Here is an 18,760-nt window from a genome sequence, read left to right as displayed (position 1 = left end):
ATGATTCGTACAACGGCACTCTATCAGGCGTGAGGCTTATACACCAATCAGCTGGCGCAATGGGTTCGCCGGGTCGGCCAGCAGCTTCACCGCCAGAGCCAGGCAGATGATCACCAGCAGCGGCTTGATCAGCCGGGCGCCGATGCGGATGGCAAGGCTGGCGCCGAGCCGGGCGCCGAGGAACTGGGCGACGCCCATCATCAGCCCGATCTTCCAGTAGACGACGCCGGCGACGGCAAAGACGATGAAACCGCCAATGTTGGAGGCGAAATTGAGCAGCTTGGTGTGTGCCGTGGCCTTGAGCACGCCGAAGCCGGCGAGGCTGACGAAGGCCAGCATGTAGAAGGAGCCGGCTCCCGGCCCGAACAGCCCGTCATAGAAGCCGACCAAAGGGGCGATGACCAGCCCGAACAGGAAGGGCGACAGGCGCTCGGCGCGGTCGACATCGTTCATGTTGGGTTTCACGGCGAAGTAGATCGCGATGGCGATTAAAAGCAGCGGCAGCAGCGCCCGCAGGAGATCACCCGGCACGAATGCCGCCAGCAAGGCGCCGACGGCACTGCCGGCAAGGGCCAGAAGCGCCGATGGCAGCTGTCGGCGCAGATCGACATGGCCATTCATGGCGTAGTGGATGGTCGCCGAAGCGGTGCCGAAAATGCCCTGCAGCTTGTTGGTTCCAAGTGCTGCGACCGGCGGGAAGCCGGCAAGCAGCAGGGCCGGGATGGTGATCAGCCCGCCGCCGCCGGCTATCGAATCGACAAAGCCGGCTGCAAAGGCGGCGAAGGCAAGCATGATGACGGTCTGGGTAGCGAGGTCGAGCATCGGGATTTTCTGAACATTCCGGCGGGAAAGGTGGTGCCGCGCCTTCTCATGGCCATCCGGTTTGCGCAAGGCCGATTCCGCGCTACGTCCATCCAAGCGCGTTGCGCTTGGATTTCCTGTGGTGCATGTCATTATCTCAGTACCGCTAGCAGTTTTGGGTCATGTGCGCTGGGCGGGCTCGGGAAAGGGACACTGTTGGCGATGGCATTGCTCGACCAGATACGCTCGATCTTCGATGGTGACCCCGGCGTGCGCAAGGTTGCCGACGACCCCGTGCTGTCGGCGGAACTCTTGATGCTGTTTCGCATGATCCTGGCCGACGGCTCGGTTTCGGAGAGCGAAATGGTCGCCTTCCGGCGCATCTGCAAGGACGCCTTCGGCATCCCGGAAACCAGCATCGACGCGGTCATCGAATATCTCAATGATTTCGGCTACGAGACCAACGGTTCGCAAGCCATGGCGCTGTTCCGCGATCTCGATGTCGAACGGCGCAAGTTGCTGGCGCTCCACATGGCGGAGATCGCCAAAGCCGATTCCAAACTGGCCGAGAGCGAAGTGCGGCTGTTGCGCCGCACGCTCGATTTGCTCGACATCAGCCCGGTCGATGTGGTGAAGCCGGAGGAGTGAGGCAGACCAGGGGCAACGGCCGCCCAGCCGGGTCCCCGCTGCTTCGCAGCGTCCCAGCGTTTGTGACCTTTCATCGTGCCACTGGCACGATGAATTCGCTGCGCGAACCGGTCACTTACCCCTGTTCCTGCATACGGTGAGCGATCGCCCGATGCAGATCGGGCGCAGCCGCGACCAGCGCCCTGGCCGCCTCCGACTGCGGATGATCGAGCACGTCGCCGGTCTTGCCGCGCTCGACGATCCTGCCGTCATGCATGACCAGCACCTCATCGGTGATGGCGCGGGCGACGGTCAAATCGTGGGTGATGAAGAGATAGCCGATGCCGAGCTTCTGGTTGAGCTCTGCGAACAGATCGAGGATCTGGGCGCGGATCGAGACGTCGAGCGCCGAGACCGGCTCGTCGGCGACGACCAGCTTCGGCCTAGTGATGATGGCGCGGGCGATCGACAGGCGCTGGCGCTGGCCGCCGGAAAACTCATGCGGATATTTGTCCATGTCGCTGGTGCCGAGGCCGACCTCGTGCAGCGCATGCGCCACCATCTCGCGCCGCTCGGCCGGTGTCGGCTTCGTCTCCAGTACATGCAGCGGCTCGGCGACCAGTTTTACGACCTTCTGGCGCGGGTCGAAAGAGCCGTAGGGATCCTGGAACACGACCTGCATGTCGCGCCGCGCGGCTTTGAGCTCCGCCTCGCTTTTGCCGGTTATGGTCTCGCCGCGAAAGCGGATCGTTCCCGATGTCGATTTGTCGAGCGCCAGGATCATGCGGGCAAGCGTTGACTTGCCGCAGCCGGAGCGGCCGACCAGCGCCACCGATTGGCCCGGCGCCAGCGACAAGGACACGTCGTCGACGGCGCGGATCGGAGCCGCTGACTTGAACAGGGAGGTGCGCCGGCCCGGATAGTCCCGTGTCACGCCTTCGACCTCAAGCAGCGGTTTGCCCTGGCCGGCGGCGTGAACCTTGGCGCGCGCGGGCACGTGCATGGAGGCCAGCGCCAGCTGGCGCGTGTAGGGATGCAGCTGTTCCGACAGCGTGCGTGCGGTGTCGCCGGCTTCCATCACCTCGCCATGGCGCAGAATGGTGATGCGGTCGGCCATTTCGGTGACGACCGCGAGATCGTGCGAGATCAACAGCAGGCCCATTCGGTTTTCGCTGACAAGGCCGCGCAAGAGGTCGAGGATCTGCGCCTGCAGCACCACGTCGAGCGCCGTGGTCGGCTCGTCGGCGATGAGCAGCTTGGGTTTCAATGCGCAGGCAATGGCGATGACGACGCGCTGGCGCTGGCCGCCCGACAGTTCGTGCGGATAGCGCGACAGCGGGAATTTGGCCTCCGGCAGGCCGACGCGGTCGAGCATTTTGCGCGCGCGGTCTTCGGCGTCGGCACGGCTTGCCCTAGTGTGCCAGCGTATGCCTTCGGCGACCTGCTCGCCGATGGTCTTGACGGGGTTGAGCGCCGTCATCGGCTCCTGGAACACCATGCCGATGTCGTCGCCGCGCAGCGCGCACATCTGGTCCTCGGTTGCGGCCAGAATATCGATGCCGTCGAAGGTCACGCGGCCGGTGGCGCGCGCCGCATGCGGCAGAAGCTGCATGATGGTCAGCGCCGTCATCGATTTGCCGGAACCGGATTCGCCGACCAGGCCCATCACCTCGCCGGGCGCGACGGAGAGCTCGACCCCTTTCAGGATCGGCGTGTCGCCGACGGCCAGCGACAGGTTCTCGATCTGCAGCAGGCTCATCGCTGCCGCCGCGATTTCGGGTCGAGTATGTCGGCGATGCCGTCGCCGAGCAGATTGAGCCCAAGCACGGTGACGACAATGGCCATGCCGGGGAAGATCGCCATCCACGGCGCCACCACCATGCGCGTCTGCGCGTCGAACAGCATGCGGCCCCAGCTCGGCATTGGCGGCTGGGCGCCGAGGCCGACATAGGAGAGACCGGCTTCGGCCAAAATGCCGAGCGCGAACTGGATGGTGCCTTGCACCAGAAGCAGCGTGGCGATGTTGGGCAGCACGTGCTCGATTGTAATCTGCGTCTTGCTCTTGCCGGCGGCGCGCGCGGCGAGAATGAACTCGCGTGGCCAGATCGCCAGCGCGCCGGCGCGGGCGACGCGCGCAAACACCGGGATGTTGAAGATGCCGATGGCGATGATGGCGTTGATCGCGCCCGGTCCGAAGATGGCGGTGATCATGATCGCCGACAGCAGCGCCGGGAAGGCGAAGACGAGGTCGTTCAGCCGCATCAGCGCCTCGTCGACCAACCCGCCGCGCGCCGCGGCGAAGGCGCCGAGCGGCACGCCGACGCCCATGCCGATGCCGACCGCGACCAGCGCCACGGCGATCGAGTTGCGGGCGCCGACCATGATCATCGACAGGATGTCGCGGCCGAAATGATCGGTGCCGAACCAGTGCGCCGCAGAGGGCGCGAGCGTCTTGTCCGAGATCACCAGTTTGGTCACGTCGTAGGGCGTCCAGACGTAGGAGATGACCGCTATTGCAGCCACCAGCACCGTGATGGCGAAGCCGATGAGGAAGGAGCGGTTGCGGAAGGCCTTGGCCAGAATGCTGCCCAACGTCTCCTGCGGGATGTCGATGTGCAGCGTCATTGCCGGCCTCGAAGGCGCGGATCGACGATGGCGTAGGAGACGTCGACGACGAGGTTAACGGCAATGACGGCGACGACCAGCAGCATGACGATGCTTTCGACGACGATCAGGTCGCGCTGAGTGATCGCCTGGAACACCAGCCGTCCGAGGCCGGGGAGATAAAAGACGTTCTCGATGATGATGGTGCCGGCGAGCAGGAAGGCGAATTGCAGGCCCAGAATGGTCAGAACCGGGATCATCGCGTTGCGCAGCGCGTGCCGCCATAGTACGGCACGATAGGGCAGGCCCTTGGCGCGGGCGGTGCGGATATAATCCTCGTTCAGCACCTCGAGCAGCGCGGAGCGGGCAACGCGCGCCAAGATCGCCGCCTGCGGCAGCGCAAGTGCTACGGCCGGCAGCAGCAGCGATTTCAGCGCCGGCCAGACACCGGCGCTCCAGCTGGGAAAGCCGCCGGCCGGCACCAGCCGCAGCCAGACGGCAAAGAGGTAGATCAACATCAGCGCGAACCAGAAGTTCGGGATGGCAACGCCAAGCTGGGCGGCGCCCATGGCGATCGTATCGCCGGCCCGGCCGCGCCGGCTGGCGGAAAAGAGCCCGACGGGAATGGCGATGACGGTAGAGAGCGCCAGCGCGATCAGCGCCAGCGGCAGGGAAACCGCCATGCGTTCGCGGACAAGGTCGATGACCGGCACCGAATAAGTGTAGGAGCGGCCGAAATCGAGGCTGAGCAGACCGCCGACCCAGTGGAGGTAGCGCAGGAAAAGCGGCGCGTTGAGGCCCATCTGGTTGCGCAGGAGTTCGACCTGCTCGGCGCTGGCGTTGAGGCCAAGCATCAGCCGCGCCGGATCGCCGGGCAGGATTTCGAGCACGGTGAAGACGACCATCGAGGCCAGGATCAAGGTGGCGATGGCAATGGCGAGGCGTTGGAGGAGGTAGGCGGTCATGGTGGAGGGAATGGTGCGTTGCCAAGTGCGATGACTGAGCAAAGGCAGCGTTCTGTCACACCCCCCTCTGTCCTGCCGGACATCTCCCCCTCAAGGGGGGAGATCAGCAGTTTCAGCGCCGGGCTTTCCTTTGCGGCGCTGGCAATTGGCGAAAGCAGAGATGAGAGCGCAATCTCCCCCCTTGAGGGGGAGATGTCCGGTAGCACAGTGGGGGGTGTGAAGGAATGCACACTGTTGCCTGTCGGGCGCCGCCTCAATTCGCCCACTTCACCTTGGTCAGGTCATTCGCCTGGATCGGGGCGTTTTCCCACAGGCCCTGCAGCTTGGCGTCCCAGACGCCGACCTTCGGCAGTTCATAGAGGAACCCCACCACGGCGTCGTCGGCCAGGATCTTCTGTGCTTCGCCGAGCCGCGTGTTGCGCTTGGCGTCGTCGGAGGTGAGGTTCAGCTCGGCGATGATCTTGTCGAAGGCGGGGTTGTCGTAGTTGAAGTAGTAGTCCTTGCGCGAGTAGATATCGATGTCGTTGGGCTCGGTGTGGGAGACGATGGTCAGGTCGTAATCCTTCTTGGTGAACACCTGATCCAGCCACTGCGCCCATTCGACCGGAATGATTTCCAGGTCGATGCCGACATCGCGCAGCTGCGAGGCGATGATCTCGCCGCCAAGCCGTGCATAGGAAGGCGGCGGCAGTTTCAGCGTCGCCTTGATGCCGTTTTCGAAGCCGGCTTGCTTCAGCAGCTCCTTGGCCTTGTCGACATTGTGCGGGTACAGGCCGGTGAGGTCGACATAGGCCTTGCTGGCGGGCGACATGTGCGAGCCGATCGGCACGCCGAGGCCGGCCGAGGCGCCGTCGATGATCGCCTTGCGGTCGAGCGCGAAGGCAATTGCCTGCCGCACCTCGAGCTTGTCGAAAGGCGGCTTCTTGTTGTTGATCGCCAGAATGGTCTCGCCCTCAGTCGAGCCGATCACCACCTTGAAGCGCGGATCGTCCTTGACCTGCGCGACGCTGTCGGGATCGAAGAAAGGGAAAGCCTGGATGTCGCCGGAGAGCAGCGCCGGCACGGCGGCAGCGGCGTCGGGAACGATGCGGAACTCGGCCTTGTCGAGGAACACCGGGGCGCCCCAGTAAGTGTCCGATTTCACCAGCGTGATCGACGAGCCCTTGGCCCAGCTCTGGAATTTGAACGGGCCGGTGCCGATGGGCTTTTCCTTGTTGGTGTCGGCGCTCTCGGGCGCCACGATCACCGCGTCGCCCCAGCCCAGATTGTAGAGGAACGACCCCTGCGGGTTCTTCAGCGTCACCTTGACCGTTGTCGGATCGACGACTTCGACCGTATCGATGGCGGCGAACAGGGCCTTTTGCGCGTTTACGGAATTGTCGGCACGGGCGCGGTCGAGCGAGAACTTCACGTCGCCGGCGTCGAAATCGCTGCCGTCCTGGAATTTGACGCCGGTGCGCAGCTTGAAGGTGTAGACCTTGCCGTCGTCGGAAATGGCCCAGCTCTCGGCGAGGTCGGGCAGCACTTCGCCATTCGGGCCGATGCGGGTCAGGCCCTCGAAGACGTTGGCGTAGAGCACTTCGTCGATCGCCGCGGCAGCACCGGCGGTCGGATCGAGATGTGGCGGCTCGAGCGGAATGCCGATCACCAGGTCGGTGCGTGCGGCAAATGCCTGACTGCCGGCCAGTGCCAGCACCGCGGCGGCAAGAATGGTTTTCCACAATTTCATCGTGCAACTCCCAAATGCTCGAACCCTAGTGCGATAGAAGCGTGATTTCGAGGTGGAGTAAATTGCGTTTCGTGCTCTGCAGCGGCGCGGGGAGGAATGTTTTTTCAGCGAAGTCGATGGTTCAGCCCGCGGCCGTGCCCCTGAGCAGCACATTGAGCCCGATCGCCATCACCTTGGCCGACTCCACCATATCAGAGATACCGACCCATTCGTCGGGCCGGTGGGCGAGGTTCAAAATGCCCGGGCCATAGGCGATGCAATCATAGATGTGGCCGATGCGGGCGATGTGCTTCTGGTCGTAAGTGCCTGGTGAAATGACATAATCCGGCTCGCGGGCGAAGATCGCCATGATGCCTTGCGCCACCGCCTTGACCACCGGCGCATCGCGCTCGGTCATCAGCGGCAGCACCTCCATCAGGTCGCGAATCTCGTAATCGAACTTTTTGCGCTCGCGCTTCAGCCGGTCGAGGATATCGGTCACCTCGCTCTTGACCGTGGCAAGGTCCTCCTCGAGCAGGAAGCGGCGATCGATGGTCAGCCGGCAGGCGTCGGGCACGTTGGGTGAGGGCAGGCCGGGGCGGAAATCCTCAGTCTGGCCGCCATGGATCGAGTTGATGTTCATGGTCGAGCGCTTTGCGCCTTCGGGCACGACAGGCATGCGCGTCACCTTGCGATCGAGCGCCGGAAACAGTTCATCCTCGAAGGCCTGCAGCACGGCGCCCATGTGGCGCACGGCATTGTCGCCGAGGAACGGCATCGAGCCATGCGCGATCTCGCCCTTGGTCTCGATCTCCGCCCACCAGACGCCGCGATGGCCAAGACAGATGCGGTCCTTGTTCAGCGGCTCGGGGATGATGACGTGGTCGACCTTGGGTTTCGAGAAATAGCCAAGCTTCGCCAGATGGGCGACGCCGCCGAAGCCGCCGGACTCTTCATCGACGGTGCCGGAGATTTCGATGGCGCCAGGAAAGTCGGGGAATACCTCCATGAAGGCTTCCGCCGCGATGATCGAGGCGGCCATGCCCCCTTTCATGTCGCAGGCGCCGCGCCCGTAGACCTTGCCGTCCTTCACCACGCCGGCAAAGGGATCGACGCTCCAGCCCTCGCCGGCTTCGACCACATCGATGTGCGAGTTGAAATGGACGCAGGCCCCAGGCGAGCGGCCGTCGAAGCGGGCGACGACATTGACGCGGGGATAGCGGTCGGTATCGCCGGGCGTGCCTTCGGCGCGGATGAATTCGGTTTCGAAGCCAAGCCTGCCTAGGCGCGCACCTATATATTCGACGCAGGGGCGATAGGCTTCGCCAGGCGGGTTGATGGTCGGGAAGCGGATCAGGTCGGCGGTCAGTGCGACCAAGTCATCAACACGGGCGTCTATCGCTTTGAAGAGTCGTTCGTTCATTCCCGGATTTGAGCAGGCAAGGGGGTGGTTTTGCAAGCATCGCGCCACTGGCGCCGAAACTTCGTGTCGCAGCGGCAACTACGGCGGGAAAATCGTTCAAATTCGCTGCTTTAGATTGGCGAATTTATCAAGGAGTGTGTGTTAGATCACTCACCTGTCGTTAAAAAGATGAAAAACCGCGTGATGACAGGGCAGGCAAGGGGCATCAAAGGGGTTTGATCTCATGACTAAAATCGTTCTCATGGCAGCTGCTTTTGCGGCGATGCTGTTCGGCACGTCCATCGAAAGCAGGGCTGCCTCGCTGGTGGCCAGCATCGACGTCTCGTCGCAGACCATGACCGTCAGCCAATACGGCCAGGTGCTTTATCGCTGGAGCGTGTCGACCGCCCGCAGTGGCTATTTCACGCCGCGCGGCACCTATCGGCCGCAACGCACGGCGAGGATGTGGTATTCGAAAAAATACCACATGTCGCCAATGCCTTACTCGGTGTTCTTCCATGGCGGCTACGCCATCCACGGCACCGGCGCGGTCAGGCAGCTAGGGCGTCCCGCATCGCATGGCTGCGTGCGGCTGCACACCGCCAATGCCGCGATGTTCTATGCGATGGTGCGCGAAGTCGGCTTCGGCAATACGCGGATCGTTGTTACGAACTGAGGCTATCGACGACTTAAGATTGACGCTGCCGCTGGCCGGTGGCGTTGGCCTGTCCGCGCCGGCGCCGACGCCGGCCCGAGATTTCCCACCTTTTGTGGAACCACATCCACTGTCCCGGATCCTCGCGCACCCAGCGCTCGACCACGTCGGCGAGCAGTTGGGTGGTGGCCGCGACATCGACGCTGCCGCTTTCATTGCGCGGCAAGGTCAGCTTGTCCTCGATCTCGAGGCGGAAGCGGTTGCCTGGCAGCCGCACACATCGCGCCGGATAGACGTCGCAATCATAGTGACGGGCGAGCATGCCCAGAACCGGATTGCTCTGGCACGGGCGACCGAAGAAGATCGTCTCCAGCCCGCTGGAGAATTTCTGGTCGACCAAAACGCCGATATTGCCGCCTTTCTCCAGAATCGACGCCAGCGCGAAGGAGGCGCCGGTCGAAGACGGCAGCAAGGCGCCCATGCTCGAACGCCGCGTCGAATGGATATAATCGGCGAGGTAAGGATTGTTCGGGGGACGAAACAGCGCCGTGATCTTCATGCCGAACGTCGCGGCTGCCACGGGCAGCAGTTCGAAATTGCCGAGATGGCCGGTGAACAGGATATGCGGTTTGTCCTCGCCAGCTATCTGATGGAAATGATCGGCGCCACCGACTTCGACGCGGCCGGGCGTCGCTGCGTTCGGATCATAGTCGAAGAGCGCGTCGAGAAAGATGTATTCGGCGGCGAGCCGGGCCATGTTGCCCCACATGTCGGAGGCGATGGCCTCGATCTCGACATCGCTCTTTTCGGGATAGGCAAGGCGCAGATTGTTGATGGCGACGCGGTGACGCCCGACCCACGGACCGATGCGCCGGGCCGCCCGGTCGGCGAAATTGAGCGCCCTGTCCGCGGGCAAGAGGCGCAGCAGCGAGATGATCGTCATCGCCACGCGCGCCACCAGCCAGTGCTCCATCTGGCGCAGTCTTCGGCCATAGCGGAACATGAAGTCCCGGCGGGCTTTCTTGAACACCTTGCCGACCATAGTCCTAAGAAACGCGCAGGATGATCTTGCCGAACACGTCGCGGCCTTCCATGCGCTTCAACGCGGCGTCGATGCCGTCGAAGCCGACCTCGGTGTCGATGACAGGTGCGACCTGTCCCGCCGCCATCTTCTGCATGGCGTTGGCCATGTTCTCCATGCGGCAGCCGAAGGACCCAAGCAGCTTCAGCTGCTGCTGGAACAGCTGCATCAGATTGATCTGCGTCGACACGCCGGAGGTCGAGCCGCAGGTGACCAGGCGGCCGCCGCGCTTGAGGCACAGCATCGAGGCGGCAAAGGTGTCGGCGCCGACATGCTCGAAGACGACGTCGACGCCCTTCTTCCTGGTGAGCTTGCGCACGACGCCTTCGAAACGGTCGTCGCGGTAGTTGATGACGTGATCGGCGCCGAGGGCCTTGGCCTTGTCGATCTTGTCGTTGGAGCCGACCGTGGTGATGATGGTGCAACCCATGCGCCTGGCCAGCTGGATCGCCGCCGAGCCGATGCCGGAGCCGCCGGCATGGATGAGGATGGTTTCGCCGGGCTGCAGCTTGGCATTGTCGAACAGCATGTGCTCGACGGTGCCGAAGGTGACAGGGGCGACGGCAGCGCCGACGTCGGTCACGCCGGGAGGGGCAGGGACCAGCAGGCGCGCCGGCAGGTTGATCTTCTCCTGCGCAAAGCCGTCGAGATGGAAGCCGTGGACGCCCGAGACATGTTCGCAGAGATTGTCACGGCCTTCGCGGCAGGCGCGGCAAAGGCCGCAGGTGCGCGCGCCGTAGATCGATACCAATTGTCCGGGCAGCAGGCTGGACACGCAGGGGCCGACAGCCTCGACCTCGCCGGAGGCTTCGGCGCCGACGACCAGCGGCAGCTTGCGCTTGGCGAACGCCATGCCGCGCCAGCCCCAGACGTCGATATGGTTCAGCGCCACCGCCTTGATGCGCAGCGTGACTTCGCCCAATGCGGGGGGCGGCGGGGGCGGCAGGTCCACCGTTTCAAGACGGCGGTCCTCGATAAGTTGCAGTGCGCGCATGGAGCCTGTCAGTTCAGTCTGGCTGAAAAAGGTCGCTTAGACCGGTTCCCGCGCCATGACAAGGCAAGTGTTCTGGCCGCCGAAGCCGAACGAGTTCGAGAGCACGGTGCCGACTTCGGCATTGCGCTTCTTGTTGGGCACCACGTCGAGCACGATTGCCGGGTCGGGATTGTCGTAGTTGATGGTCGGCGGAATGACGCTTTCGCGCATGGTCATCAGCGAAAACGCCGCTTCGACAGCACCCGCCGCCGACAGCGTGTGGCCGATCATCGACTTGTTGGACGAGACCGGCATCGAGCCGATGCGATCGCCGAACACGGTCGACAGCGACAGATGCTCCATCTTGTCGTTTTCCGGCGTCGAGGTGCCGTGAGCGTTGACGTAGTCGATCTCGTCCTTGCTCAAGCCGGCATCGGCAAGAGCGGCGCGCACTGCTGCGATCGCCGGGGAACCGTCGGGCTTGGAACGGGTGCGATGGAAATCGTCGGCCTTTTCACCGCAGCCGCGCAGGATGCCGAGAACGCTGGCGCCCCGGGCAAGGGCTGCCTCAAGCGATTCCAGCACCAGCGCGCCGGAGCCTTCGGCCAGCACAAAGCCGTCGCGGTCCCTGGAGAAGGGTTTTGACGCCTTTTCAGGGATGTCATTGTGGGTCGACAGCGCCGAGAGCAACGAAAAGCGGATCAGCGCCTCGGCGGTTGCCGAACCGTCGGCGCCGATCGACAGCGCCCGGTCGCATTCGCCGCGGCGGATCGCCTCGACCCCGAGCTGGATTGCGGTGGCGCCCGAAGCGCAGGCCGTCGACAGCGTGATCGGCAGGCCGCGCGTGCCAAAGCGGTCGGCCAGCCGGTCGGCGATCGCGCCGAACTGCGTGCTTGCGAACGTATCTGTTTCCTTCAGCCCGCGCGCCACCCTGAGCAGCCTTTCGGCGCCGGCGCCTTTGCCGTCGGAATTGTAAAGCGCGAAGCGGTCGTGCCAGTCGAGTTCGACCGGCGGCGAGGCGAGGAAGAGCGGGCCACCGAAATCAGAGGAATCGAGGCCGGATTCGGCCACCGCCTCATTCGCGGCGGTTTCGGCCAGTTCGTAGGTCAGCAGGCTGGCGCCTTTCGAGCTTGAGTCGAGGAAATCGACCATGCCGGAGATGCGGGTGTTGAGGTGGTCGACGGGAAAGCGGGTGATCGGGTGGATGCCCGATTTGCCGGAGGTCAGTGCCGCCCAATTGTCTGCCTTGCCGACGCCGAGCGAGGTTACCACGCCGATGCCGGTGACGGCGACGATCGGCCTGCCCATGTGATCTCTGAGATTGGCCATCCGGAACCTCTTAACTTTGCAGCATGATCGCGCAGCGCTGCTTCAAGCAGCGTTGACCAGCGCCATGCCCTCGAATTGGTGATAGCCGATCGCCGTTGCGAGCACGGTTTCGGGAATGCCTTCGAACGGCTTCTCGGCCGCGGCGTCGAATACGGGGTAGGCGGCCTTGCGGTCGACGGCCAGGGCGGCGAGGGCGACCGCGAATGGAAACTGCGCTTCCTTCATATGCCCGGTCAGCGTGGCGAAGCCGCGCGCCGATATCGCCGGATTGGCATCCAGCGCTGACTTTTCGGCTGACGTTGCGGTATGCGCCCCGGAGGCGCCCGACAGGGCCAGCAACTTGCCGTTCGGGAGAGTTGCCTGTTTGAGCAGTGTCGCGATCTCGGCGTCAAGCTCGCCGCGCGAACGCCGGGCGCGGCCTGAGACGACCGGTCCGAGCTCGGCATAGATTTTGCGGCCGCGGCTTTGCGCGTGTTCGCGCTGCTCCAGCACCAGGAACGCGCCGCCGGAGCCGGAGACCAGGCCGCCGCCCTCGGCGCCCTGTCTCTGCCAGACCGGCTTCCATGGGCCGCGATGCAGATAGCCGGCCAATTCATAGCCGAGCAGCATGTCGGAATGTTCGGTCTGGAAGGCGCCACCGACCAGTATGTGCGTCGACTGTCCGGAGCGGATGCGCGCGGCGGCGGTCTCGACGGCGGCGACGCCGGCACCTTCCTCGCCCATGAAGGTCCTCGACGATCCCGTCACCTTGTGGACGATGGAGATGTTGCCGGCGAGCAGATTGGAGAGCTGGGCCAGGAAAAGCGTCGGCCGCAATTCGGTGGTCAGTTTCTCGTTGAGCAGCACGTCGCGGTCGTTGCGACTCTCGGACGCTGCGAGGATGGCGGCATCGACCGCCTCGTCTCGCTCGCCGCCGCCGGCAGCGACAACCATGTCCATGGTCGTGCAGAGCTCGTCATTGCCCTTGATGCCGGCGTCGTCCAGCGCCACGCCGGCGGCATAGGTGCCCAGCCTCTGCCATGTTTCCATCTGCCGCTGGTCACCGCGCTTGGCGATCTGCAAGTTCCAGTCGATCTCCGGCAGGGGATGCACGGTGTAGGGCGCAAAGCGCGCGGATTCGAGCACCGGCTGCAGGCCCGGCTGCGCCAGCTTCTGCCAGTGGGTATCCGGACCCTCTCCCAGCGAGGAGACAAGGCCGATACCGGTGATGACGACGTCGCGAGGGCTGCTCATGAGCGGCTTTGTGGGTCAGGCGGCGCAGCCCGTCAAGGCCGCGCGCCAGCCGATATCAGGCGGTCTTGGCGGCGACCAGCGCGTCGATCTTGGCGCACAGGTTCTTCATGACGAAGTAATCGTCGGTCGAAGCCTTGCCGTCATTGACTTCCTGGGTCCACTTTTCCAGCGGCACCTTGATGCCGAATTCCTTGTCAATGGCAAAGACGATATCGAGGAAATCGAGACTGTCGATGCCGAGATCGTCGATCGTGTGGCTCTCGGGAGTGATGGTGTCGATATCGATCTCGCTGGTGTCGGCAATGATCTTGGCGACTTTGTCGAACGTGGTGGACAAGGGCTCTTCCTTCGGTTGCGGGCGGAATCTGTCCGCATCTGGTTTGGGCGCTGTCTAATCGGTTTTTCCCGGCAGGAAAAGGCCTGATGCGCGGGGCGCAGATGGGATGGCCCTCCCGTGAAGACAAGAAGGGCCGCCCGACAAGCTGGTGGCCCTTCCAGTTGACGTTACGTCAGCTCAGTTTTCACGGAGCTTGACCACTGGCTCTCTCAGAACGTGACGCGGCCGAGCACGCGCAAGCCATCGCCCTGCGGCTCGACCACCACCGCTTCGCCCTCGCGCGGCGAGACGCCGGTCAGCGCGACGATGTTTTCGAGATGCGTGACCATGACCAGATTGTCGGAACCGGTGTAGGCGCGGATTTCCTTCATCACCGCGTCGAGCTGCGCGGCCTTCTCGGTCGGATCGCTCCTCAGGAGGTCGAGCGGCGCAAAAAGCTCCGGCTCCGCCTCGAAGGCGATGCGGGCGGTGTCGAGGCAGCGGCAATATCGGCTGGACAGCACCCGCTCGATGGGGGCGGCACGGGCGCCGAACAAGGCGCCGATCTTGCTCGCCTGCTGCTTGCCGCGCGCCGATAGGTTGACCTGGGTGGCGCAGTTGTCGATGACGAAATTGGCGGGGTCGGTGGTGCCGGTGACCAGTGCGTGGCGAAGCAGCACGACATGGCCGCCGTCACGCAGCAGCGCCCAGCCGGCGTCGGTCGCGTGGGCGACGGCGGGAACAGCAAGCAGGAACAGCGACAGCACAAATCGAATCATCGAAACCTTTCCGGGAGCCGGATGCCGCTCCGGTCATTCTGATATAGGGATCGGAAAGCCGGCACAAAGACAAGCGAAAGGCGAACCCTCGGTTCGCTTCACATTTTCGCCATTTGCTTCTTCGCCAGCTCGATCTTCTGATCGGTGAGCGGGATAGGGATCGTGTAGCCGGCTTCGGTGAAGCCCTGCTTGGCGTTCTCGAAGAATTCGATCGCCTTGAGATATTCCGGCTTGCCCGCGCCATAGCTGGCGCGGTTCCAGTGGACGTCGCCGATATTGTTCTGCTCGAAGGCCCACTGCAGCGGCTGACTTTCGCGCGTAAACACCTTCAGCGCCGCCGTGAACGCGGCTTCGGCGTCGTTGAGATATTTGTCGGTCCGTTGGAGATTGCCGAGATTGAGCAGGCTCATACCGATGCCATTTTGAGCGTTGGCCCAGTCGACCGGCGCGGCCTCGATGGTGAGTATTTCGAGCGCGGCTCGCCGCGCCGCAATCGAATCCTGCAGCGTCTTGGCATCGCCATTGCTCATGCTCAACCAGTGCAGCGTCGAGCCCAGGCCGGCCTGGGCCATTGCCCATTGCCGCGGGTTGGTCTCGCGCTTGTACTCGCGCAACGCATTGCCGTAGGCGTCGACCGCCTCGCTGTAATGCTCGGGCTTGTCGGTGACGCCGCCGAGAAGCTGCAGCGTGTTGCCGAGATTGTAGTAGCTCATCGCCCAGTCCTGCGGGAACTTCCGCCTGACATAGACCTGCCGTGCCGCCTGGAAGGCTGCCGCCGACTGTTCCAGCTTGGCCGCATCACGCGTGCGCTGGCCCAAAGTCTGATAGATCGAGCCGAGATTGTTCTGGGCTGACGCCCAGTCCATCGGGAAGCGCTTGCGGGTAAACACCGTCAGAGCGTCGTCATAGGCAGCAGCAGCTTCTTCGAGCGTAGCCGTGCCCATATCGAAGCGGGCGATACCGCTCAGCGCATTGCCCAGGTTGAGGCGGCTGGTCGCCCAGGACACCGGGAAAGTTTCGCGGGTTCGCACTTCCAGCGCGGCGCGAAACGCGTCGGCCGCCTCGTTGATCTTCGCCTTGTCGTTGAGCTGGATGCCAAGCGTTACAAGCGTGTTGCCGAGATTGTTCTCGACCATCGCCCATTCCACGGGTGCTTTCTCGCGTGTGTATTCCTCAAGCGCCAGCCGGTAGGCTGCTTCCGCCTGGGTGAGATGCTCGCCGGCAGGCTCACGCTCGGAGAGTGCATAGAGCGCGAGGCCTAGATTGTTCTGCGAACCGGCCCAGTCCAACGGCAGCTTGTCGCGCGGACGCTTCTCAAGGGTGGCGCGCGTCGCCGCCACCGCTTCATTGAGACGCTTCGGGTCGCTCTCGCGTTCGCCGATCTTCAGAAGCACGTTGGCCAGGTTGTTCTGCGCCGCGGCCCAGTTGCGGTCGTCCTTCTCGCGCTCGAACACCACCAGCGAATCGCGGAAAATCACCGCTGCTTCTTCGAGATGCGCAGTCTCGGTTTCGCGCTCTCCAATGGTCTGCAGCACCACCGCCATGTTGTTGCGGGTGATTGCCCAGTCGCGATTCTGTTCGCCGTTGGGGATGAAGTTCAAGATGGTGCGATAGGCCTCGATGGAGTGCTGCAGCGCATCGAGGTCGCCGGTGGCGTAGCCATGAGCGTTCAACGCCTCGGCCTCCTGGTTCTTGTAGTTCCAGCGCAGCTTTTCGTCCCACTTCTCGACCAACGAATACGCCTTGGCATAGTCGTTGGCGGCGGATTTGTAGTCGAAGACCAGCGCGGCGGCGTCGGCGCGTTTGGCATAGATGGCGGCGTCGGCGATGCGCTTTTGCCGGAGCAGGTCCTCGGCCTCGTCGACCGCACCGCTGTTTTCCTCGATCCGGCCGACCGCGTCGTCGAGGAATTTGCGCGCCGTCACCATGGCGCCCTGGCCTATGGCCTTGTCGGCGGATGCGACCAGGCGACTGATCTCGGGATCGTCGGTGCGTAATGCGGCGCGCTCGGCCATCATCTTCTTCAGACGCTCGGCCTGGCTGTCCAGCACCTTCTGCAGGTCGTTCGGGTCCTCCGGGATCTTTTCCGTGCCGAGCGCCTTGAGCACGCCGTAGAGCGCGTCAAGGGGCACGCCGTCCTGCAGAGAAGCCAACTCCACCTGAGCCCGTTTGGGATCGGGCAGGTCGGAAATGGTCAGCAGCAATTGCCGCCGCTCACCGGTGATCAGCCCGTCGTCGCCGGTCGGTTCCGGCGGCGCGACGCCGAAATAGAGCAGGCGACGCAGACTCTCGCTGACCCAGGGGCGCTGCTTTGCCTTGGTGTCGAGATAGACCTCCTCGGTGACCATGCGCATGACCGAGCCGAATTCCGTGCCTTTCATCGCGGTGAGGTGGCGCAGCAGGGCGGCGGCGTAGGGGCTGTTTTCGCCGGCTGCGCCATCAAGCGCGGGTCGGCCCGGCTCGGCGGCGAAGCCGACCACGGTTCCCAGGCTGGCATCATCCACTGAGGCATCGGCGAGGGCCTTGGCGCCGCGCACCGGCTCCAGCCCACCGGCGCCCACAGGCTCGGCGGAAGCCGTCGGCCCGCGGCGCACGACCGCGTCCGGCGGAAACGGGTTGGTGCGGCAGGCGTCAAGCAGCACGATCGTCATCGGCACGGTCTTTTTCAGCTCGTCCATGACGGCTGAAATCGGCACCAGCGCCTCACCGGCATTTTTCAACGACGAGACGTCGGCATCGACCGGCACCAGATAATTCTCGCCGCCCGCCTCGATGCCGTGGCCGGAATAATAGATGAAGGCGACGTCGGCGCCTTCGGCGTCCTCGACAAACCGATCGAGATCGCGCTTCAGCTTGGCGGCATCGCGATCGGTGACGTTGCGGGCGTCGAAGCCGAGGTCGGTCAGCATCTTGGCCATGTCGCGGGCGTCGTTGGCCGGGTTGGCAAGGGCTGCGATGTGTTCGTATTTCGACTGGCCGATGATCAGCGCCACGCCCTTGAGACTTTTGGTCTCGGCGGCCTGGGCCACAAATACGCCAAGGCAAAGCAGTATAGCGACGAAAGCCGCCAGCCACTCCTGTCTGACCAGCCACTCCTGTCTGAAATGACGCTGTTTCGGCGTCGCAACCATTCGCTGTGTGTCCGCCCTGATGATCCCAAGCCTGTATAGCGCTGCCACCCGACCATGATCAAATTCAGGCGCCGGGCGGATCGAGGATCAGTTTCTGAAGATCATGGCGATTGCGCTGGAATCCGGGCTCGCCTATCCCTGAAAAATGTCTCCGCTTACCGAAACCGTTCTTTTCGTCTTCAGCCTCGTTGCGCTCGGCTATGTCACCGGGCTCACCGGCTATCTGAAACCGGCCAGCGGGGACGGCATCTCCGAATTCGCCATCAACGTGGCGATGCCGCTGCTGCTGTTTCGGACGATGGTGAATTCCGATTTCCACGGCGTGGCGCCCTGGTCGCTGTGGGGTGCTTATTTCGCGGCGGTTGCAATGACATGGGCCGCCGGCCATCTGGTGACGACACGGATCTTCGGGCGGGACGCGCGCACCGGCATCGTCGGTGGAGTGTCGTCATCCTTCTCGAATGTGGTGTTGCTGGGCATTCCCTTCGTTCTCGGCGTATTCGGGTCCAGCGGATTCGAAGTGCTGTCGCTGCTCGTTTCCGTGCACCTGCCGACCATGATGATGGCTTCGATCATCATGTTCGAGATATTTGGCCGCGGCGGCAGCGAGCCCGTACACCCGCTGCGCATCATCCAGAGCTTTCTGAGAAGACTGTTCACGAACCCGCTGATCATCGGCATCCTGGCCGGGCTGGCATGGCGCCTCACCGGCGCGCCGCTGCCGAACCTTGCGACGCGGCTGGTCGATGCGCTGGCTAACACCGCCGGGCCGGTGGCGCTGTTCGCCATGGGGCTCAGCCTGCGCCGTTTCGGCATTTCCGGTAACATCCGACCGGCGCTGGCGCTGTCGACGCTGAAACTGTTCCTGATGCCGGCGCTGGTGCTCGGCCTGGTCTGGCTGTTTGGCCTGCCGCCCTTGACGGCCAAAGTGGCGGTCGTGGTGGCGGCGCTGCCGTCCGGCATCAATTCCTATCTCATCGCCGTGCAGTTCAACACCGGCCAGGCGCTGGCGTCGAACCAGATGACCATCGCCACGGCAAGCGCGGTTGTTACAACCGCCTTTTGGCTGACGGTGGTGGTGCATGTCTTTGGGTAGGCTTGGTCTTCTGTAAGGCTGGTCTTTGGCAAGGCTGGTCTTTGACAAGGCTGCGGCCCA

Annotated in this window: 16 protein-coding genes; 3 read left to right on the top strand and 13 right to left on the bottom strand. The window is 63.8% G+C overall.

Features of this window, described 5'->3' with window-relative positions:
* Positions 1-36 precede the first annotated feature (36 nt).
* A complete protein-coding gene (locus NKI15_RS04240) occupies positions 37-822 on the bottom strand; it encodes a TSUP family transporter (RefSeq protein ID WP_023681754.1) in 786 nt (261 codons plus the stop codon).
* 195 nt (positions 823-1,017) lie between these two features.
* Between NKI15_RS04240 and NKI15_RS04235 the strand changes: the two genes are divergently transcribed.
* Entirely contained in the window at positions 1,018-1,449 is a 432-nt protein-coding gene (locus tag NKI15_RS04235; protein WP_023691035.1) for a TerB family tellurite resistance protein, read from the top strand.
* Between the two features lie 115 nt (positions 1,450-1,564).
* Here NKI15_RS04235 and NKI15_RS04230 read toward each other — a convergent pair whose 3' ends face one another.
* The 5 genes from NKI15_RS04230 to NKI15_RS04210 all read right to left on the bottom strand — a co-directional run bounded on the left by NKI15_RS04230 (position 1,565) and on the right by NKI15_RS04210 (position 8,128).
* Entirely contained in the window at positions 1,565-3,187 is a 1,623-nt protein-coding gene (locus NKI15_RS04230) for an ABC transporter ATP-binding protein (RefSeq protein ID WP_023670432.1), read from the bottom strand.
* Positions 3,184-4,053: an ABC transporter permease gene (locus NKI15_RS04225; RefSeq protein ID WP_023733741.1), complete on the bottom strand. Its 870-nt coding sequence runs from the start codon at positions 4,051-4,053 to the stop codon at positions 3,184-3,186. Before NKI15_RS04225 ends, NKI15_RS04230 begins: the two co-directional genes overlap by 4 nt.
* Complete coding sequence (locus NKI15_RS04220; protein WP_352885788.1) at positions 4,050-4,997, bottom strand: ABC transporter permease; 948 nt, start codon at positions 4,995-4,997, stop codon at positions 4,050-4,052. The genes NKI15_RS04225 and NKI15_RS04220 overlap by 4 nt, the downstream gene beginning before the upstream one ends.
* A 253-nt stretch (positions 4,998-5,250) precedes the next feature.
* On the bottom strand, positions 5,251-6,726 hold the full coding sequence (locus tag NKI15_RS04215; RefSeq protein ID WP_352514120.1) for an ABC transporter substrate-binding protein: 1,476 nt from the start codon (positions 6,724-6,726) through the stop codon (positions 5,251-5,253).
* A 121-nt stretch (positions 6,727-6,847) separates the two neighbouring features.
* Entirely contained in the window at positions 6,848-8,128 is a 1,281-nt protein-coding gene (locus tag NKI15_RS04210; RefSeq protein ID WP_023746808.1) for an acetylornithine deacetylase/succinyl-diaminopimelate desuccinylase family protein, read from the bottom strand.
* A 223-nt stretch (positions 8,129-8,351) separates the two neighbouring features.
* Between NKI15_RS04210 and NKI15_RS04205 the strand changes: the two genes are divergently transcribed.
* Entirely contained in the window at positions 8,352-8,783 is a 432-nt protein-coding gene (locus NKI15_RS04205) for a L,D-transpeptidase (protein ID WP_023681747.1), read from the top strand.
* A 13-nt stretch (positions 8,784-8,796) separates the two neighbouring features.
* On the opposite strand, the gene NKI15_RS04200 is transcribed toward NKI15_RS04205, so the two are convergent.
* From NKI15_RS04200 to NKI15_RS04170, 7 genes are all read right to left on the bottom strand, one after another.
* A complete protein-coding gene (locus NKI15_RS04200; RefSeq protein ID WP_031242599.1) occupies positions 8,797-9,804 on the bottom strand; it encodes a lipid A biosynthesis lauroyl acyltransferase in 1,008 nt (335 codons plus the stop codon).
* A gap of 4 nt (positions 9,805-9,808) precedes the next feature.
* Positions 9,809-10,837, bottom strand: coding sequence for a zinc-binding dehydrogenase (locus NKI15_RS04195; protein WP_023746807.1), 1,029 nt, complete (start codon positions 10,835-10,837; stop codon positions 9,809-9,811).
* A gap of 36 nt (positions 10,838-10,873) precedes the next feature.
* Positions 10,874-12,145, bottom strand: coding sequence for a beta-ketoacyl-ACP synthase (locus NKI15_RS04190; protein ID WP_023746806.1), 1,272 nt, complete (start codon positions 12,143-12,145; stop codon positions 10,874-10,876).
* A 42-nt stretch (positions 12,146-12,187) separates the two neighbouring features.
* The gene (locus NKI15_RS04185; protein ID WP_352514119.1) at positions 12,188-13,378 is read right to left on the bottom strand and encodes a beta-ketoacyl-ACP synthase; all 1,191 of its coding nucleotides are present in this window, start codon (positions 13,376-13,378) and stop codon (positions 12,188-12,190) included.
* A 55-nt stretch (positions 13,379-13,433) separates the two neighbouring features.
* Complete coding sequence (locus NKI15_RS04180) at positions 13,434-13,715, bottom strand: acyl carrier protein (RefSeq protein WP_010909964.1); 282 nt, start codon at positions 13,713-13,715, stop codon at positions 13,434-13,436.
* Positions 13,716-13,924: 209 nt separating this feature from the next.
* Entirely contained in the window at positions 13,925-14,473 is a 549-nt protein-coding gene (locus tag NKI15_RS04175; protein WP_023670442.1) for a histidine phosphatase family protein, read from the bottom strand.
* Positions 14,474-14,571: 98 nt separating this feature from the next.
* On the bottom strand, positions 14,572-17,604 hold the full coding sequence (locus NKI15_RS04170; protein ID WP_023746805.1) for a caspase family protein: 3,033 nt from the start codon (positions 17,602-17,604) through the stop codon (positions 14,572-14,574).
* Between the two features lie 145 nt (positions 17,605-17,749).
* Between NKI15_RS04170 and NKI15_RS04165 the strand changes: the two genes are divergently transcribed.
* Positions 17,750-18,700 (top strand): AEC family transporter, encoded by a 951-nt coding sequence (locus NKI15_RS04165; protein ID WP_023670444.1) that lies wholly within the window; start codon positions 17,750-17,752, stop codon positions 18,698-18,700.
* Positions 18,701-18,760: the final 60 nt, after the last annotated feature.

This window comes from Mesorhizobium sp. M0862, assembly GCF_040319795.1.
Classification (GTDB): Bacteria; Pseudomonadota; Alphaproteobacteria; order Rhizobiales; family Rhizobiaceae; genus Mesorhizobium.
Note: the sequence above shows the minus strand (reverse complement) of the source record. Positions and strands in the feature narration are given on the sequence as shown.

What these genes read in the sequence shown, in the direction of transcription:
- NKI15_RS04190 (WP_023746806.1), bottom strand. Translation starts at nt 12,145, where the DNA reads ATGGCCAATCTCAGAGATCACATGGGCAGGCCGATCGTCGCCGTCACC.
- NKI15_RS04175 (WP_023670442.1), bottom strand. Translation starts at nt 14,473, where the DNA reads ATGATTCGATTTGTGCTGTCGCTGTTCCTGCTTGCTGTTCCCGCCGTC.
- NKI15_RS04205 (WP_023681747.1), top strand. Translation starts at nt 8,352, where the DNA reads ATGACTAAAATCGTTCTCATGGCAGCTGCTTTTGCGGCGATGCTGTTC.
- NKI15_RS04230 (WP_023670432.1), bottom strand. Translation starts at nt 3,187, where the DNA reads ATGAGCCTGCTGCAGATCGAGAACCTGTCGCTGGCCGTCGGCGACACG.
- NKI15_RS04240 (WP_023681754.1), bottom strand. Translation starts at nt 822, where the DNA reads ATGCTCGACCTCGCTACCCAGACCGTCATCATGCTTGCCTTCGCCGCC.
- NKI15_RS04225 (WP_023733741.1), bottom strand. Translation starts at nt 4,053, where the DNA reads ATGACGCTGCACATCGACATCCCGCAGGAGACGTTGGGCAGCATTCTG.
- NKI15_RS04210 (WP_023746808.1), bottom strand. Translation starts at nt 8,128, where the DNA reads ATGAACGAACGACTCTTCAAAGCGATAGACGCCCGTGTTGATGACTTG.
- NKI15_RS04200 (WP_031242599.1), bottom strand. Translation starts at nt 9,804, where the DNA reads ATGGTCGGCAAGGTGTTCAAGAAAGCCCGCCGGGACTTCATGTTCCGC.
- NKI15_RS04195 (WP_023746807.1), bottom strand. Translation starts at nt 10,837, where the DNA reads ATGCGCGCACTGCAACTTATCGAGGACCGCCGTCTTGAAACGGTGGAC.
- NKI15_RS04165 (WP_023670444.1), top strand. Translation starts at nt 17,750, where the DNA reads ATGTCTCCGCTTACCGAAACCGTTCTTTTCGTCTTCAGCCTCGTTGCG.
- NKI15_RS04185 (WP_352514119.1), bottom strand. Translation starts at nt 13,378, where the DNA reads ATGAGCAGCCCTCGCGACGTCGTCATCACCGGTATCGGCCTTGTCTCC.
- NKI15_RS04215 (WP_352514120.1), bottom strand. Translation starts at nt 6,726, where the DNA reads ATGAAATTGTGGAAAACCATTCTTGCCGCCGCGGTGCTGGCACTGGCC.
- NKI15_RS04170 (WP_023746805.1), bottom strand. Translation starts at nt 17,604, where the DNA reads ATGGTTGCGACGCCGAAACAGCGTCATTTCAGACAGGAGTGGCTGGTC.
- NKI15_RS04220 (WP_352885788.1), bottom strand. Translation starts at nt 4,997, where the DNA reads ATGACCGCCTACCTCCTCCAACGCCTCGCCATTGCCATCGCCACCTTG.